General features: G+C 60.7%; 14 protein-coding genes and 2 tRNA genes. 12 read left to right on the top strand and 4 right to left on the bottom strand.

Annotation, left to right across the window (positions count from 1 at the left end):
- Positions 1 to 73 precede the first annotated feature (73 nt).
- The 4 genes from ACTQV3_RS06385 to ACTQV3_RS06400 form a co-directional block, all read right to left on the bottom strand.
- Positions 74 to 1219 carry a hypothetical protein gene (locus ACTQV3_RS06385; RefSeq protein WP_441068225.1) on the bottom strand — a complete coding sequence of 382 codons (1146 nt, stop codon included), beginning with the start codon at positions 1217 to 1219 and terminating at the stop codon, positions 74 to 76.
- A gap of 184 nt (positions 1220 to 1403) precedes the next feature.
- Positions 1404 to 2093, bottom strand: coding sequence for a trimeric intracellular cation channel family protein (locus tag ACTQV3_RS06390; protein WP_229770653.1), 690 nt, complete (start codon positions 2091 to 2093; stop codon positions 1404 to 1406).
- Positions 2094 to 2390: 297 nt separating this feature from the next.
- Positions 2391 to 2481 (bottom strand) — tRNA-Ser (locus tag ACTQV3_RS06395).
- A gap of 48 nt (positions 2482 to 2529) precedes the next feature.
- A tRNA-Ser gene (locus ACTQV3_RS06400) sits at positions 2530 to 2620 on the bottom strand.
- 493 nt (positions 2621 to 3113) lie between these two features.
- Here ACTQV3_RS06400 and rpsF point away from each other — a divergent pair.
- The 12 genes from rpsF (at position 3114) to carB (ending at position 17949) form a co-directional block, all read left to right on the top strand.
- Complete coding sequence (rpsF, locus tag ACTQV3_RS06405) at positions 3114 to 3407, top strand: 30S ribosomal protein S6 (protein WP_441068227.1); 294 nt, start codon at positions 3114 to 3116, stop codon at positions 3405 to 3407.
- A 48-nt stretch (positions 3408 to 3455) separates the two neighbouring features.
- Complete coding sequence (locus tag ACTQV3_RS06410; RefSeq protein ID WP_006235830.1) at positions 3456 to 3908, top strand: single-stranded DNA-binding protein; 453 nt, start codon at positions 3456 to 3458, stop codon at positions 3906 to 3908.
- A gap of 72 nt (positions 3909 to 3980) precedes the next feature.
- Positions 3981 to 4247: a 30S ribosomal protein S18 gene (rpsR, locus tag ACTQV3_RS06415; protein WP_006235829.1), complete on the top strand. Its 267-nt coding sequence runs from the start codon at positions 3981 to 3983 to the stop codon at positions 4245 to 4247.
- 15 nt (positions 4248 to 4262) lie between these two features.
- Positions 4263 to 4802 (top strand): 50S ribosomal protein L9, encoded by a 540-nt coding sequence (gene rplI / locus ACTQV3_RS06420; RefSeq protein ID WP_154516756.1) that lies wholly within the window; start codon positions 4263 to 4265, stop codon positions 4800 to 4802.
- A 218-nt stretch (positions 4803 to 5020) separates the two neighbouring features.
- Complete coding sequence (dnaB, locus tag ACTQV3_RS06425) at positions 5021 to 6418, top strand: replicative DNA helicase (protein ID WP_427718155.1); 1398 nt, start codon at positions 5021 to 5023, stop codon at positions 6416 to 6418.
- A gap of 92 nt (positions 6419 to 6510) precedes the next feature.
- Positions 6511 to 7797, top strand: coding sequence for an adenylosuccinate synthase (locus ACTQV3_RS06430; RefSeq protein ID WP_441068229.1), 1287 nt, complete (start codon positions 6511 to 6513; stop codon positions 7795 to 7797).
- Between the two features lie 120 nt (positions 7798 to 7917).
- Entirely contained in the window at positions 7918 to 9222 is a 1305-nt protein-coding gene (gene purD / locus ACTQV3_RS06435; protein ID WP_154516747.1) for a phosphoribosylamine--glycine ligase, read from the top strand.
- Between the two features lie 21 nt (positions 9223 to 9243).
- Positions 9244 to 9939, top strand: a complete 696-nt coding sequence (locus tag ACTQV3_RS06440) for an NUDIX domain-containing protein (RefSeq protein WP_195838565.1) — start codon at positions 9244 to 9246, stop codon at positions 9937 to 9939.
- A gap of 82 nt (positions 9940 to 10021) precedes the next feature.
- Complete coding sequence (locus ACTQV3_RS06445; RefSeq protein WP_441068231.1) at positions 10022 to 11791, top strand: ABC transporter ATP-binding protein; 1770 nt, start codon at positions 10022 to 10024, stop codon at positions 11789 to 11791.
- Between the two features lie 19 nt (positions 11792 to 11810).
- Entirely contained in the window at positions 11811 to 12776 is a 966-nt protein-coding gene (locus ACTQV3_RS06450) for a hypothetical protein (RefSeq protein WP_427729200.1), read from the top strand.
- Between the two features lie 411 nt (positions 12777 to 13187).
- Positions 13188 to 14633: a glutamine-hydrolyzing carbamoyl-phosphate synthase small subunit gene (gene carA / locus ACTQV3_RS06455; RefSeq protein WP_441068233.1), complete on the top strand. Its 1446-nt coding sequence runs from the start codon at positions 13188 to 13190 to the stop codon at positions 14631 to 14633.
- Position 14634: 1 nt separating this feature from the next.
- The gene (gene carB / locus ACTQV3_RS06460; RefSeq protein WP_154516735.1) at positions 14635 to 17949 is read left to right on the top strand and encodes a carbamoyl-phosphate synthase large subunit; all 3315 of its coding nucleotides are present in this window, start codon (positions 14635 to 14637) and stop codon (positions 17947 to 17949) included.
- The last annotated feature ends 325 nt before the right edge of the window (positions 17950 to 18274 follow it).

Here is an 18274-nt window from a genome sequence, read left to right on the forward strand (position 1 = left end):
GCGTCGACCATCGCGGCCGGCGCCCTTTTTGTACCACCACAAAGAGGAAGGAAACCTTTGCGGTGGTTGGCGGTTAGGCGGAGGGAAGGCCCGGGGTGTTGGGGGCCTGTTGCGGCTTGACGTGGGCGTTGCGCCAGATGATCTGAATGAGATAGCCCAGCGTAAAGACGAAGGCTACGCCGCTGATAAAGTTGCCCATAAGGGGAAGTGCTGTAAGGGCGCCGGCGATGGCGCCGCCCACGGCGGCCATGGCGTAGCGGTTCTGGCTGTGCCCGACCATGCGTGCGACCGCGGTGCCCGCAAAGGACGCCGAGACCAGGGCGATGCCGATGACGCCGCACATCAGGGCTCCGGCGAGCGACAGGCCGGCAATAGAGATGATGAGCAGCAAGATGGCGGGAACGGCGGCTACCGTGCCCAAAAGACCGCTCACCCACAGCGGGACGGGGTGCTGGTGAAGCATGCCGGCCGCGCTGGCTGTTGCACGCGGAAAGACGAGCTCAAGGAGAATCGCGACAAAGCAGGTGGAAAGAGCTGCGGCAACGATGCCGCCGATGACGTCGTTGATGGTGGAGGTGTCCTCGTTCTCGGTGCGGTCGATCTTGAGGGCTCCCACTTTGGCGCCGTCGGCGCGTTCGGGATCCTGTGAGACATGAGCGTTTACGGTGCCGGTGATGTTGGCGTTTTTGCCGAGCACCAGCTTGTCGGCCCAGACCTCAACATCGCCATCGACAGTGCCGTCGATGGTTACCGTACTGCCCGCGAGCACTGCCGACTTGGCGGAGCCGCGCAGGGCAACCGTCTCACCTGCGGCATAGAAGCAATTGGCGGTACTGCCGGAGTTAAGTACGACGTGCTGAGCGGCAACTGTCACGCTTCCATCAATGGTGGTCTTGGCGATATCGATGGTGCGCGCCGCCAGGCGAACGGCGCCGCCTACGGTGCAGTCGCGAATCGACAGGCTTTCGCCGGCGGCGATGATATCGCGGTCGATGGACGCGTCGTCCAGGCTAAGGCTTTGACCGGCCCAGTACAGATCGCCCCCGACGCCGGATGGACTGGAATCCCCGTCGGACACGAAAACATTGCCCGCGGTGTCGGTGCCGGCGAATGCCATGGAAGGCAGCGCGGTAAACGCCAGCGCGATAAGCGCGAAGGCCATAATGAGGTGTCCGCGCATGTTGTGACGTTGCGCCGCCGCGGGTTGGTTGTGAGGCATGGTGAATCCTTTGCTTGGTGATTTGCATACGCCCAATATGGTACCCATTACGCCTTCGCTCTAAAAGAAACTCGCGGTTGCAGTATTCTGCATGGGCAATTGCCTACGTAAGGCGTCGCGGGATATCGGGCCTGCGGCCGGTTGTAGATAGGCTGTCACCTAGCGATGGGCCGGGCCGTGCTATCTATTTTTTACGATGTAGGAAACGCGCGATATCGTCCTCGGTGGGGCTTTTGATGTCAAAGCGCAGCGAGAGCCAGCGCAGGCCCATGGTCACTGCGACGCAAACGACCAGCGCGACGACATTGCTGACCAAGCCGCTCATGACAAGGCAAACATAGCTTGCCGATCCAGCGATAGCCGCGATGGCATAGAAGTTGGTGCGCTGGAAAATACCCGGCACCACGCCCATAAAACCATCGCGCAGCATGCCGCCGCCTACCGCGGTAAAAAAGCCCATCATGATGCACACGACCGGTGCAAATCCGTACACGAGCGCCTTATCTGCGCCGGTTGCCGCATAAATACCCACCGAGATGATGTCGAGCAGGGGGATGAGCTTGTCGGGCTTGTCGACGATGGCAGGGAAGATGTAGATGATGGCCGCCGTGGCGATGGACAGCGGAAGCGCCATGGGCTGGTTAAGGATGTAGACGTTGCCCACCTGGAGCGTCATATCGCGCAAAAGACCGCCGCCCAGACCGCAGACCACGGCGAGCGCGACGGCGCCCACCAGATCGAGTTTGTGCTCGCGCGCAACCAGCACGCCCGAAATCGACGCCGCGACGACAGCGAACATCTCGAGCCAAAACGGGATGGCAACCATGGCATCCGAGGCGTGTGCGGTAACGATTACAGTGGCGATGACGGGCAAGGTGGGTTCCTTTGGGTAGTTGGATTGGAAAATGCCCGTACATAGTACATGGTTGTGGGAGGTCGTGACCCCATTGCTCGGTAAACGGTCGGAACTGGGCGCGGTCACAGGTTCCAAACATGTACATCAGCATCCAAAAACGACATTTTTTGACATCTTTGGAGGGTGATGTACATGTTTGGAGATCTGGGTTGGTGTTGAACGCCCTGGCGGGTTCGAACCCCTCCTCCGCCGTATTTGTTTGTAAGGGACTCAAAACAAAAAAGCTCCCTTTGTTGGGAGCTTTCTCAACCAAAATGGCGGAGGAGGAGGGATTCGAACCCTCGTGACCTTATACAGGCCAAACGGTTTTCGAGACCGCCGCATTCAACCACTCTGCCACCCCTCCGCGTGGGGTAAAAACAAAGCAGGCACAAAGGCCTGCTTTGGAATTAACTGGCGGAGAGTCAGGGATTTGAACCCTGGAGACGCTTTTGACGCCTACACGATTTCCAATCGTGCTCCTTCGGCCACTCGGACAACTCTCCGTTAAATGCGAAAGTCAGTATACACGAGGAATCGCAAAGTGCAAACCAAAAACTTGGCATTTTTTAAATTGCATCGCGCCGTCGTTTGCCCAACCGTGCCGAAACCAATCGATGACCTGCGTAATCGGACCAGACGAGCTGTTCAAATGAGGTAGTTACGGACGGTCGGGAATCAAGTTTAATAATTCAAAATGTCGCGTTGTACCGCTGGTATGCATTTTGCGACCGCAGCCATGCTGCGAGCGACTTGCGGTTATCTGGCAGAAAGTCGGTATGTACCCGCCCTTGTCCTCAAATCCGTCAAGCTCTTGGACGGCATTTGGTTGGAATACGCAAGAAAGGCCGTGCGAGTATGGGCATATGTGGAGGTCATGAGGTTGTAGCTGCATATTCTTGCAGCCTGGGAGGTTGAAAGATACTATTACCAAGTCTTTTCCTGCTTCAGGCGCACCTTCACGACCTGAAGCCACATTTGTCCAGAGGAGGTGACAATATGAAGGCTTATGAACTGCTGTTCTTTGTTGACCCGTCGCTCGACCCCGAGACTCGTCTCGCTGTTATGAAGCGTATCGATACCACGATCGCTGAGGGCGCTGGCAAGGTCGACTCCGTTGACGAGTGGGGCAAGCGCAAGCTCGCCTACGAGATCAACGACCTCACCGATGGTGACTACACCCTCATCAACTTCCACGCAGATCCTACCCAGATCGCCGAGCTTGATCGCGTCCTGCGCATCACCGACGCTGTGATCCGCCACATGATCGTCCGTCGCGACGACCAGGAGTAAGACTGTCGTTTTGGACTGGGCTTGTGCCCCAAGAGGAAGTAGTGAGTAATGAGCATCAATCGAGTGAACATCACCGGTAACCTCACCCGCGATCCCGAGCTGCGCGCCACTGCCGGCGGAACCCAGGTTCTGTCCTTTGGCGTCGCCGTGAACGATCGCCGCCGCAATGCGCAGACTGGCGAGTGGGAGGACTATCCCAACTTTGTCGACTGCACTATGTTCGGCACCCGCGCCGAGGCCGTGAGCCGTTTCCTGGCAAAGGGAAACAAGGTCGCGATCGAGGGCAAGCTGCGCTACAGCTCTTGGGAGCGCGACGGTCAGCGCAGGAGCAAGCTTGAGGTCATCGTCGATGAGATCGAGTTTATGAGCTCCCGTGGTGGCCAGGGTGGCTACGATCAGGGCGGTTACGCCCCCGCAGCTCCCGCGCCCGCAGCACGTCCTGCCGCACCGGTGGCTACGCCGCCCGCGGTCGACGTCTACGATGAGGACATCCCGTTTTAAGGGTTGTTCACCTATTTTTGAGTGAGAGGCGGCTTCGGTTCGCCGAAGTTGCCAAATGAAAGGTATTTTGACATGGCTAATGATTTTTCTGCACGTCAGCCGCGTCGTAAGTACTGCCAGTTCTGCAAGGAGAACACTGAGTTCATCGACTATAAGGACACTCAGCTTCTCCGTAAGTACATGACCGACCGTGGCAAGATCAAGCCCCGTCGCGTCACTGGCGCTTGCACGCAGCATCAGCATGACATCGCCAACGCCATCAAGCGTGCCCGCGAGATGGCTCTCCTGCCGTACACCGTCCCCGTGGTTTCCTCTCGTGGCAACCGCGACCGCGGCTAAGAAGGGAGACGCATCATGAAGGTTATTCTTCTCGATGAGATCAAGGGCAAGGGCGGCGAGGGTGACGTCGTAGAGGTCGCTCAGGGTTACGCTGAGAACTTCCTGTTCCCCAAGAAGCTCGCTGTTGCCGCCACCAAGGGCAACCTCAAGCAGCTTGACGAGCGTCGCAACAACATCGCCAAGCGCGAGGCCGTCCGTCTGGCTACCGCCAACGAGACCAAGGCTGCCCTCGAGGGCAAGCAGGTCACCGTTGACGTCAAGGTCGGCGACGAGGGCATCCTCTTTGGCTCTGTCACCGCCGCTATGATCGCTGACGCCATCAAGGATCAGCTCGGTATGGACATCGACCGCAAACGCGTCGAGCTCGGTAAGCCCATCAAGGTTGCCGGTGCCCACACCGTTGCCATCTCGCTGTACCGCGAGATCAAGGCCGAGGTTGTCGTTCTCGTCGGCGTTACCGCCGAGGAGCTCGCTGCCGAGGCTGAGGTCGAGGAGGCCGCTGAGGTCGCCGAGGCCGAGACCGCCGAGGTCGAGACCGAGGCTGCTGCTGAGTAGCATTTGCTGCAACGCAACAATCTTGTTCTAAGAAGGGCGCTCTGGGAGACCGGGGCGCCCTTTTATTTTTTGCGCTGAGTGGGCGTCACGTCATACATTGAGATGTAGTTCCACATAAGGGACCGTTCATCCGTTTGGTTCGGTGATGATTGTTAAGGCGCGCCTCGATTTAAAGCTGTGGCTGATACTATGGATGCTCGCAAGCGATATGAATGAGGATGCTCATGGCATATGACGATAGGGAGACATGGCTGACGGTCGAGGACCGCGGCTCCAAGTTGGGTCTCCCCCAAAACCAAGATGCAGAGGCCAACGTACTGGCCGCCATGCTGCTATCGCCCGAAGTGGTCGAAGAAGCCCAGGTCGAGCTGCAGCCCGATGATTTCTACCGGCCCATTCATAAGACCATCTATACCGCGATGGTCGATATGTACAACAGTCGCATTCCCATCGACTCCATCTCGCTGATCGATTACCTGCGAAGCATCAACAAGCTCGATGCCGTGGGCGGCGAGGCGTACATTTTAGAGCTGATGGGTCAGACCCTGTCGCTCGTCAACTGGCAGCACCATGCCGCCATCGTTCGTCGCGACTCGATGCTGCGTGAGCTGATTGGCGCCACCAACGAGATTAACGCGCTGGCCTACAACGCCCCCACCGATACCAAAGAGGTCGTTGAGCTGGCCGAGAGCAAGCTGCTCAAGGTTACGGCGCGCGAGGTTAAGTCGAGCTACAAGACACTGACCGAGTTTATGGTCGAGGCCTATAACGAGGCCGAGGAAGTGTGCCAGGCCGGTGGCCAGGCAGCGGGCGTTCCCACGGGCTTCCCGTCACTCGACCGCATGCTTATGGGCTTCCGCGAGGGCCAGCTCATCATTATCGGCGCCCGCCCCGCCGTGGGTAAGACCTCGTTCGCTCTAAACCTGGCGCTCAATGCCGCCGCTGCGGGCTACACCGTCGGCTTTTTCTCGCTGGAGATGTCGGGCAAGGAAATTGCCCAGCGCCTGATTTGCGCCTATGCCATGATTTCGATCAGTGATTTTCGCATGGGTCGCATTAGCCCCGAGCAGTGGGCCAATATCAATGAGGCCACGCAGACCTTGTCCAAGCTCGATATTCTGATTGACGATACGCCCGGCACCACGGTGACCGAGATTCGCGCCAAGAGCCGCCGCATGCTCCACAACAAGGAGAAGGCCATCATTATCTTGGACTACCTGCAGCTGGTGAGTCCTCCGCCGGGACGCCGTTCCGAGAGCCGCACCGTCGAGGTCTCCGAGATGTCGCGTGGCTTAAAGATTATGGCCAAGGAACTCAAGATTCCGCTGATCGCGCTGTCTCAGCTGTCGCGTCAGGTCGAATCCCGTACCGGCAAGCGCCCGCAGCTTTCCGACCTGCGTGAATCGGGCTCCATCGAGCAGGACGCCGATATCGTCATGTTCTTGGACCGTTCCGCCGACGAGGCTGAGGCCTCGCGCGACGACCGACCCGACGAGGGCGTCACGCGTATTGTCGTGGCCAAGAACCGTTCGGGCCCGATCGGCGACGTCGACCTGATGTTTCTGCCGGCGTCTACCAAGTTCTATGAGCTTGATGGGGTGCATACCGAGGAGTAGGACAGGCGCCCGTTGCACGGGTATACTGGGAATGTTTTGTGCTTCTGTCCGCCGTATGGCGCGCAGACAGTCCATGTATGTAAGGAGTAAACATGCCGTCAACCGTTTTGGTCGGTGCCCAGTGGGGCGATGAGGGCAAGGGTAAGATCTGCGACCTGATCGCCGGCGACTTCGATGCCGTCGTGCGCTATTCGGGCGGCAACAACGCCGGGCACACCATCGTTGTCAACGGCAAGAAGTACGGCCTGCACCAGGTGCCCTCCGGCATCATGTACGCCGACCACGTGTCGGTGATTGGCAACGGCTGCGTCGTCAACCCCAAGGTTGTCCTTGAGGAGATCGACATGTTCGAGGCCGATGGCATCACCACCAAGAACCTCAAGATCAGCGGCAACGCACACGTGATCATGCCGTATCATATCGACCTGGACGGTGCCTTTGAGCAGAAGCTCGGCAAGAAGAGCATCGGTACCACCAAACGCGGCATTGGCCCGTGTTATCAGGACAAGATGGCCCGTATTGGCCTTCGTATGCAGGACATGCTGGACGAGGAGCTCTTCCGCGACAAGTTGGAAACCGCTCTCGCCCGCGTGAATCCCGAGCTCGAGCTGCTTTACGGCCTGCCCACCTACACCGTGGACCAGATCTGTGAAGAGTACCTGCCCATGGCCGAGCGCCTGCGCCCGTACATCACCGAGACGAGCCTGCTGCTCAACAACATGATCGATGAGGGCAAGACCCTGCTCTTTGAGGGCGCCCAGGCAACATTGCTCGATATCGACCATGGCACCTATCCGTTTGTCACGTCTTCTAACTGCACCGCCGGCGGCGCGATCACCGGTTCTGGTGTTGGCATGAAAAACGTCGATCGCGTGCTGGGCGTCATGAAGGCCTACATCACCCGCGTCGGTGCAGGCCCCATGCCCACTGAGCTTTCCTACGAGTCCGAGGCCGGCCATACGCTGACCGAGGAGGGCTATGAGTACGGCGTGACCACCGGTCGCCGTCGTCGCTGCGGCTGGTTTGACGGTCCCATCGCCAACTACGCCTCGCGCGTCAACGGTCTTACCGACATCGCCCTGACCAAGCTCGACGTGCTTTCGGTCTTCGACACCATTAAGGTATGCGTGGCCTATGACGTCGACGGCGAGCACTACACCAGCGTGCCCGAGCACCAGGTGCGCTTTGAGCATGCCAAGCCCATCTACGAGGAGCTTCCCGGCTGGAAGTGCGATATCACCGGCTGCCGCAGCTTTGAGGAGCTGCCGCAGGAGGCTCAGGACTACGTGGCATTTGTTGAGGATCTGGCGCACACGCGCGTGACGTTTGTCGGTGTTGGCGCCGGCCGCGAGCAGATCATCAACCGATTCTGGAAGTAATCGGCGTTATTTGGTTATTGAGATATACCCCTTCGCAGCCCGGACGGGCGGCCGAGGGGTATATTTGCTTGTAATGGGCCCGCATGGTTGACGGGCCGTTAATCCATAGAGGAGGCACCCTTGAAGGCGGACACTCAAACCATCGACATCCTGTTGTTGGGCAGCGGCGGCCGCGAGCATGCTTTGGCAGCCAAGCTCGCGGCATCACCGCGCGCCGGCAAGCTCTACATTGCCCCGGGCAACGGCGGCACTGCGAGCTGCGGCGAGAACGTGGTTCTCGACGATTGCGATCCTGCTGCCGTGGCGGCGTTTGCACAGAGCCACGGATGCGGACTCGTGGTGATTGGCCCCGAGGCTCCGCTCGTGGCGGGCGTGGCCGACGCCGTGCGCGCGGCGGGTATTCCCTGCTTTGGCCCGGGTGCCGAGGGCGCTCAGATGGAGGGCTCTAAGCTGTTCTCCAAGCAGCTCATGGAGCGCGCGGGCATTCCGACGGCCGCCTACGGCTCGTTTACCGACGAGGCTTCGGCTCTCGCCTATGTGCGCGAGCAGGGCGCTCCGCTGGTCGTGAAGGCCGACGGTCTTGCCGCGGGCAAGGGCGTTATTGTGGCAACCGAGCTTTCGCAGGCCGAAGAGGCCGTGCGCGAGTGCTTTGGCGGCACCTTTGGCGACGCCGGCAACACCGTGGTTATCGAGGAGATGCTCGTTGGCCCCGAGTGCTCGCTGCTGGCCTTTACCGACGGCAAGACCGTGCGTCCCATGGCCACCTCTCAGGACCACAAGCGCGCGCTTGAGGGCGACCTTGGTCCCAACACGGGCGGCATGGGCGTCTACAGCCCGGTGCCCATCGTGACCGACGAGGAGCACGCCACCATGGTGAAGGTCATGGAGCAGACCGTGGCCGAGCTCGCCGCCGAGGGCATCGATTACCGTGGCTGCCTGTACGGCGGCTTTATGCTTACCCCCGCCGGCCCCAAGGTGCTGGAGTTTAACGCCCGCTTTGGCGACCCCGAGACGCAGGTCGTGCTGCCGCGCCTTAAGAACGACCTGGTCGAGGTCATGCTTGCCTGCGCTAACTGCGAGCTCGACCAGATTGAGCTCGATTGGCGTGACGAGTGGGCGGTGGCCGTTGTCCTGACGAGCGCGGGTTATCCCGGCAGCTACGAGAAGGGCAAGGTCATCACCGGTATCGAGGATGCCGAGGCCATGGAGAACGTGACCGTGTATCACGCCGGCACCGCCGTGGTGGACGGCCAGCTCGTGACCAACGGCGGCCGCGTGCTCGCCGTGACCGCGCTGGGCGACACGTTCGAGAACGCTCGCAACCTTGCCTACGAGGCTTGCGAGAAGATCGATTTTGAGGGCAAGACCCTGCGTCACGACATTGGACTGCGCGCGCTGCGCGGCCGCGACGCCTGGGATGCCTAAAATCCGAGAGGAATGAGACGGATGGACGAGAAGAACGAAGAGCTCGTGGACGCGCAAATCGTCGAAGAGGACAGCCGCATGTATGGGCACGCCGAGGGCGAGCCTGGTGGCGAGGTCGCTGACGAGCCGGCGCTGGTGCTGGGCGACGACGACCCGCACGATGCCGAGCTGCACGAGAAGATTCTTTCGGAGGAGTGCGCCTGGAAGGGCAAGATCCTCGACGTCCACCGTCTTGAGGTTGAGCTGCCCAACGGTCACCGCAGCGCCCGCGATATCGTTCGCCATCCGGGTGCGGCGGCCGTTGTGGCGCTGACCGAGAGCGGCAAGATCGTACTGGTGCGTCAGTACCGCACCGCCATCGACCGCGTGACGGTTGAGATTCCCGCCGGCAAGCTCGACCCAGGCGAGGACCCGCTCGATTGTGCCAGGCGCGAGCTGCATGAGGAGACGGGCTTTAAGGCCGGGCGCATTCGCTTTTTAACGTCGATTGTCACGACCTGTGGTTTTTGCGACGAGATTATTCACATCTACCTGGCCACCAAGCTCGAGTTCGATGCGCCCAACCCCGACGATGACGAGTTTGTCAACGTTGACCTGGTGCCGCTGCACGAGCTGATCGATGCCGTGCTCGACGGCAAGATCGAGGATGCCAAGACCGTCGTGGGCGCGCTTGCCTGCGACAGCATCGCGCACCGCCTTGGTGGTTCTGAGCTGTAACGAGTGGGGATAGCCCTGGGACAAGTACTACTGATTGCTTTGTCCCAGGGTCTTACGTTGCTGATATTTCTTTGAGGATCACATGCTGAAGCGTTTTCTGTCTTACTACAAGCCCCAGATGGGGCTTTTTGTTGCCGATACCATTTGCGCCCTGGTGCTTGCTGCCATTGACCTGGCGTTTCCCATTATCCTGCGCAATCTGTGCGGCGGGCTGTTTACCCAGGGCCAGACTGCCATTATGCAGGCGCTCGGTATGATCGCGGTGGGACTGGTGCTGATGTATGCCACCCGCTGCGCCTGCCGCTACTTTGTGAGCTATTGGGGCCACGTGATGGGCGCGCGCATGGAGTCCAAGATGCGCGAGGACTTGTTCGATCAGTACGAGCGTTTTAGCTTTGCGTACTTTGATCGCAACAGCTCGGGTGACATGATGAGCCGCGTGGTCAACGACCTGTTCGATATCTGCGAGGCGGCGCACCACGTGCCCGAATGGATCATTATTTGCGGTATCGAGATCATTGGCTCGTTTGTGATTCTGTTTACCATTGCGCCGGTGCTCGCGCTCGCCATGGTCGTGGTGACGGTGGTGTTCGCGGTCATTATGTTTTGGCAGAATATGCGCATGCGCGAGGTCTTTAGCGATAACCGCAAAAAGATCAGCGGCATCAATGCGCAGCTGCAGGATTCGCTGGCGGGCATGCGTGTGGTCAAAAGCTTTGCCAATGAGCAGACCGAACGCTCTAAGTTCCGTGCCTCTAACGATCGCTACCTTTCGTCCAAGGAAAACATGTATCACGCCATGGGCGTCTACACCGCGACGTATGGTCTGCTCTCGGGCGTGCTCTATGTAATCGTGGTGCTGCTGGGCGGTTGGCTCGTTGCCCAAGGCCAGCTGCAGGCAGTCGATATGGCAACCTTCGCGCTCTACATTTCGCTGTTCTGCACGCCGCTTGAGACGCTCGTCAATTCGGCCGAGACGTATCAGAAAGCCATCGCCGGCTTTAAGCGCATGGACGAGGTGCTCTCGACTGTCCCCGATATTCAGGATAAGCCGGGTGCTGCGGATCTGCAGGTGACGGCCGGCGCTGTTGAGTATCGCGACGTGTGCTTTAGCTACGAGGATGTCGAGCTGGGCGCGGGCGACGGGACGCGTCCCGTTATCGACCATATGGATCTGTCCATTAAGCCCGGTCAAACCATCGCTTTGGTTGGTCCCTCGGGCGGCGGCAAATCAACGACTTGTTCGCTGTTGCCGCGCTTTTACGATGTTGCCGCCGGCTCCATTAGCATTGACGGCCAGGATGTGCGCGACGTGACGCAGCGTAGCCTGCGCCAATCCATCGGCCTGGTGCAGCAAGATGTCTATCTGTTCGACGGAACGATTGGCGAGAACATCGCCTATGGCAAGCCGGGCGCCACGGCAGAAGAAATCGCCGAGGCGGCCCGCCGTGCCAATATCGATACCTTTATCGAGTCGCTTCCGCAGGGCTATGACACCGTGGTGGGCGAGCGCGGCAGCCGTCTTTCTGGTGGTCAAAAGCAGCGCGTCGCCATCGCGCGCGTGTTTCTCAAAAATCCCAAGATCCTTATTTTGGATGAGGCGACCAGTGCTCTGGATAACGAGAGCGAGGAGGCGGTGCAGGAGTCGCTCGAGCGCTTGGCGCGTGGCCGCACCACGATCATCATCGCTCACCGTCTCTCGACCATTAAGCATGCCGACGAGATTGCGACCGTTGAGCATGGTCGCGTTGTGGAACGTGGCACGCACGAGGAGCTTCTCGCCCGTGGCGGCACTTATGCCCGTTACTATCGAATGCAGTTCGAAGGTGCGCGTGCGCACGAGCTCGACTGATTGATATGACAGGAAGGTTATGGCTGATAAGAACCATCTGACTCCGGAAGAAGTGACGGAGTTATTCTCCGAAATCGATGCATCCGGCGTCTTGGATCCTACACTCGCCAAAAAGCGTACCGAGCGCATGCGCGAGAAAGAGTCTGCCGTCAAACGCGGTGACAAGGCGACACTGGCGCGGCTGCGCAGCGAGGATCGCGCGAGCCAGGCAAAACATATCGACCCGCTGTCCGAGGACGATCCTTCGGGTTCGCAGGTGAGCCATACCATTACGAAAACTGCCATGGTCGTGGTTATCGGCATCTTGGTGCTGATTGTGGGCATGCAGATCGGCTACGGCGTGATGCGACGCCTGAACACCGCGAACCTCTCCGAGAGCGTTTCGGTGGATACCGTCTCGACCGCGCTCAAAGGTGGACTTGAATGGGGCAACGGCTTTACGCAGTTCCCGCTCGATTTTACCGTCGACGAGGCCGACGAGGGTACGGGCACGGTTGAGGTGACGGTGCTGGACACGTCTTCTGCCAATGAACTCGAGTTGCTGTCCAACGGTCAGATTCAGGCGGCGGCGCTCGCAACCAATGCCCTGCTCAACGACAAGATTGACCGTGTGGTGTATAACGTCCACGCCTATATCGACGAGGACAGCAGGATTCAGCATGATTCCTTCTTTGGCATGTTTCCCGCCCAGGGCCACCAGAGCGCCATCCTGACGTTCGTCTGGACCAAGAGCTCTTCCAACGCCACCAATATCGACTGGAAGATGCGTATCGTGAGCATGGATGACACCATTGCCGAGCGTATTCAGAAACAGGTGAACTCGGTATCGTCGCTCATCGAGGACCCGGCGGTGAGCCAGACTAAGATTGACGAGGAAAAGGCCGAACGTGACCTGGAGCACCGCCTGCACGGCCGCGAGATTTTCCGTGGCGGCAAGCTTGGCCGCACCCCGTCCGAATTACTTGAGCAGGACAAGCAAAAGTAGTCCGCAGCCACATAGAACGATGGCATCCCGCGTGAGCCGCAAGCCCACGCGGGATGATTTTTCTGGGACGGGGATTAAAAAATTATTCTGTCATGTATGCGGTTGGCGAGTAGTCAATTTGGGACGGGGCTATTTTAGCTGCCCCGGCTGGTGGCACGACGGTTAGGTTGATTGACGGACGGGGCAGCTAAAATAGCCCCGTCCCAAATTGACTACTCAGCGACAAAGCTCTGCTTTCAGAATGATTTTTTAATCCCCGTCCCAGAAAAATCATTATGCATAAGAAGTCATAATTATCATTTTGTAAACAATTCTATGTAATTAACGCCATAAGCCATACTTACGGTTAGAATACCGCGAGGCCTAACTACACACCTTTAAGCCGGTCCCGAGAGACCGGGAAGGAGAACTATGGCGAACAACCATATTGCGGGCGCTGCCGCCCGCACCATCGCGCCCAGCGAACTGTGCCAGCGCATGCTGGCCAAAACCAGCAAGGGTGCTTGCGGTCCCTGCATCCTGTACCTTGAGGATGGGACCATTTTTTATGGCCGTGCATGTGGTGCCGAGGGCACCGCGACCGGCGAAGTCTGCTTCAATACCTCACTCGAGGGTTACTTTGAGGTCATGACCGACCCGAGCTATGCTGGCCAGATCGTTACCATGACCTATCCGCAGATTGGCAACTATGGCATCGACGAGACCGATGTCCAGTCCGCCTTCCCCGGCGATGACGTGCGCCCTGCGAGTGCTCCCGCCATGCGCGGCATGATCGTGCGCGACATGTGTGCCACGCCTTCTAACTGGCGCTCGGCCGTCAGCGTGCCGGAGTACCTGCGCGCACACGGCATCGTCGCTATCGAGGGCGTCGACACCCGAGCCCTGGTGCGCCACCTGCGCGACAATGGCTCCAAGATGGGCATTATCTCGACCGAGGTCCTCGATATCGACGAGCTTGCCGAGCGCTTGGCCTCTGCTCCCACGCTGGTGGGGGAGAACCTGGTCAAGACCGTGAGCTGCCCTGCGCCCCATCCGTTCGCCGGAAGCGATCTGCCTGCCGAGCATGGCTTTGCGCTTGCGGCCCCCGCTCCCGCCCGCCACAACGTGGTCGCGTACGACTGCGGTGTCAAGCGTGGCATCCTGGAGGGTCTGGTCCGTGCTGGCTGCGACCTCACCGTCGTGCCGTGGGATACACCCGCGCGTCAGGTACTCGACATGAATCCCGATGGCGTCTTTTTGTCCAACGGTCCCGGCGACCCCGATGCCGTGGTAGAGACCTACGAGCAGGCGCAGCAGCTGATCGGCAAGGTGCCCGTCTTTGGCATTTGCCTGGGTCACCAGATGATCAGCTTGGCATGCGGTGCCCAGATGGAAAAGCTCAAATTCGGTCACCGTGGCGGTAACCAGCCGGTTATGAACCTGGTCAGCCGCCGCGTGGAAATTACCGCGCAAAACCATGGCTTTGGCCTGCTGTTCCCCAGCTTGGGCAAGCTTGTCCCCGAACTTTCGGGCGGCGAGACCGAGCATGCGGCCGACGGCGATCTGCGCGTCTGGGTGCGCCGTGGTATCGCGCCCGTCGTGATGAACGAGCGCTTTGGCCGCATTCGCCTGACGCACGTGAACCTCAACGACGGCACCGCTGAGGGCATTCAGCTGCTCGACGCCCCGTGCTTCTCGGTCCAGTACCACCCCGAGGCCTCGCCCGGCCCCACCGATGCCCACTATCTCTTTACCGCCTTTACGCGACTCATGGACGGCGAGGAGAACTACCTGGACATCGACACCGCGAAGGACCGCCTGCAGGGCTGGAACTTTGCCGACGAGGGTTCCGCCACGACCGAGACCGAGGAGAACTAACATGCCTAAGCGTACTGACATCAAGCGTATCCTCGTCATTGGCTCGGGTCCCATCGTCATTGGCCAGGCCTGCGAGTTCGATTACTCCGGCGCCCAGGCCTGCAAGGTGCTCAAGGAGGATGGCTTTGAGGTCATCCTGGTCAACTCCAACCCGGCGACCATCATGACCGACCCGGGTCTGGCCGACCGCACCTATGTCGAGCCCATCACCGCCGAATTTATCGAGCGCGTGATCAAGAAGGAGCGCCCGGACGCGCTGCTGCCCACGCTGGGCGGCCAGACCGGTCTGAACGCCGCCGTCGAGCTGGCAAAGGACGGCACGCTCGACCAGTACGGCGTCGAGATGATCGGCTGCGACCTTGCCGCCATCGAGCGCGGCGAGGATCGCAAGCTCTTTAACGAGGCCATGGCCGAGATCGGCCTGGAGGTCGCGCGCTCGGGCTATGCCTACAGCGTGGCCGACGCCGAGGCCATCGCCGAGCGCGTGGGATATCCCTGCGTGCTGCGCCCGAGCTTTACCCTGGGCGGCGCCGGCGGCGGCATCGCGCACACCCACGAGGAGCTCGTCTCCATCGTGAGCCAGGGCCTTGAGCTCTCGCCCGCCCACGAGGTACTGGTCGAGGAGTCCATCGAGGGTTGGAAAGAGTACGAGATGGAGGTCATGCGCGACCACGCCGGCAACGGCATCATCGTGTGCTCCATCGAGAACCTCGACCCCATGGGCGTGCATACCGGCGACTCCATCACCGTGGCGCCGGCGCAGACCCTCTCCGACCTTGAGTATCAGCGCATGCGTGTCGCCTCGCTCGCCATTCTGGAGAAGATCGGCGTCGAGACCGGTGGCTCCAACGTGCAGTTTGCCGTGAACCCGCAGACCGGTCGCCTGATCGTCATCGAGATGAACCCGCGCGTGAGCCGTTCGTCCGCACTGGCCTCCAAGGCCACGGGCTTCCCCATCGCCAAGGCCGCCGCTCGCCTGGCCGTGGGCTACACGCTCGACGAGATCGTCAACGACATCACCAAAGCCACGCCTGCCTGCTTTGAGCCCACGATCGACTACTGTGTGGTCAAGGTGCCGCGCTTTGCCTTTGAGAAGTTCAAGGGTACCGACCCCACGCTCACAACGCGCATGAAAGCCGTGGGCGAGATCATGGCGATCGGCCGCACCTTTGAGGAGGCCTTTGGCAAGGCCATGCGCTCGCTGGAGGACGGGCATCAGGGCATTTGCGCTGGTGGCAAGGAAGGTGCCGATAAGCTGAGCGACGACGAGCTCGCTCAGGCCGTGGGCACCCCGACTGAGCACCGCATCTTCTTTGTGGTCGAGGCCCTGCGTCGTGGCTGGGATGTCGCGCGCATCCACGCCATCTGCGGCATCGATCCGTGGTATCTCAACCGTATCAACGATATGGTGCAGGTCCAGGAGAGCATTCGTGGCCTGCGCGTGGAGGACATCGACGCCGACGCGATGCGCCTGCTCAAGCAGTATGGCACGAGCGATGCCGAGATTGCCGCGCTGACCGGCTCGGACGAGCGCTTTGTTCGCGCTTACCGTAAGGGCCTGGGCGTGGTTCCCAGCATGAAGACGGTCGACACCTGCGCTGCTGAGTTCTCGAGTGCCACGGAGTATCACTACAAGACCTACGAAAACATCTACCGCACGAGCCCGGTCGCCAAGAAGTGCGTTGCCCCCGACGAGACCACGCCGGCAGATAAGCCCAAGGCGATGATTCTGGGTGCCGGCCCCAATCGTATCGGCCAGGGTATCGAGTTTGACTACTGCTGCGTGCACGCGAGCTACGCGCTGGCGGCCCGTGGCTTCGAGACCATCATGGTCAACTGCAACCCCGAGACCGTCTCGACCGACTACGACACGTCCGATCGTCTGTACTTTGAGCCGCTCACCTACGAGGACGTCATGGACGTTATCGATGTTGAGCGCCCCGACGGCGTCGTGGTGACGCTCGGCGGCCAGACCCCGCTTAAGCTGGCGCGCATGCTCGAGGAGAGCGGCGTGAACATCATGGGTACTAAGCCCGATGCCATCGATTTTGCCGAGGACCGCGAGCGCTTTGCCGCCCTGCTCGACAAGCTGGGCATTATGTACCCGCCGGCGGGTCAGGCCACCTCGTTTGAGGAGGCCGAGGCCGTGGCCGCGCATATCGGCTACCCGCTGCTGGTTCGTCCGAGCTATGTGTTGGGCGGCCGCGGCATGATGATCGCCTACGATGCCGAGCATCTGCACGATTACATGGCCGAGGCTGCCCGCATTAGCCCCGACTACCCGGTGTACCTCGACCGCTTCCTGGAGGGCGCGATCGAGTCCGATGTCGATGCCCTGTGCGACGGCGAGGAGGTCTACATCGGCGGTATTCTGGAGCATATCGAGGAGGCCGGTATCCACTCCGGTGACTCCGCGACTTGCATTCCGCCGTTTAGCTTTAGCGAGAGTCTGCAGGCGAAGCTCCGCGAGACCACGCGCCGCATTGCGATGGCGCTGGGAGTTCGCGGCCTGGTCAATGTGCAGTATGCCATCAAGGGCGAGACCGTCTACGTGATCGAGGCCAACCCGCGTGCCAGCCGTACCGTGCCGTTTATCTCCAAGGCCACCGGCGTGCCGCTGGCCAAGTGCGCGGCGCGCATCATGGCGGGCGATTCCATCGCGAGCCTGGGCCTGCCGAGCGACGAGCGCCAGCTGGACTGCTTCTGCATGAAGGAAGCCGTTATGCCCTGGGGCCGTTTCCCGGGAGCCGACGTTATCCTGGGGCCCGAGATGAAGTCGACGGGCGAGGTCATGGGTGTCGCCAAGAGCTATCCCGAGGCATACGCCAAGACACAGCTGGCGATTGACTACAAACTGCCCGATCCGAGCGCCGGCAAGGTGTTCATTAGCGTGTGCGATCGCGACAAGCGCCATATCCTTTCGGTCGCCCGTATCCTGCGCTATCTGGGCTTTGACATCTGCTCTACCGAGGGTACGGCGCGCGTGCTGCGTGGAGGCAACGTGACGTGCGAGGTCGTGGAAAAGATCAGCGGCCCACACGACGGCGAGCGCCCCAACATCGGTGACCTTATCGCCGATGGCAAGATCGCGGTAATCATCAATACGCCGTACGGTCCGGGTTCGCGCGGCGACGGCTATCTGTTGCGCACCGAGGCGGTGCGCCGCGGCGTGACCTGCGTGACGGCGATGTCTGCCGCCAACACCTACGTGAGTGCTATCGAGGCGGTGCGCGAGGACCAGCAGGGCCACGGCAGCGCCAACGACATGGGCATGGACGTCATCGCCCTGCAGGACCTGCCGCAGTACACGGTGTAATGTGACCTGGTCGGCCGGGGCGGCAGCCGGACACTTTCTCTCGGAAACTGGGCTTCGCGAAGTTTTCCGAGAGAAAGGTCCGCCTCCCGCCCCGGCCTGCGGTGACTCGGTTGCACCGTGTGCTGCAGAAGGGGCTTTGCGCGATGACTAGGGCTAAATGAAAAGTGAGTGTGGGGGGGGGGGGGGGGGGGGCGCCGGGGGCGGGGGCGGGCGGCCCGCCGCCCGGCGGGCGCGGCGGGGTGCGGCGGGGGGCGGGGGGGGGGGGGGCGCGGGGGGGGGCCCGGGGGGGGCCCGTGGCCGGAGGGCGGGGGGCCGGCCGGGGAGG

This window comes from Collinsella sp. LCP19S3_A7 (assembly GCF_052121995.1).
Lineage (GTDB): Bacteria > Actinomycetota > Coriobacteriia > Coriobacteriales > Coriobacteriaceae > Collinsella.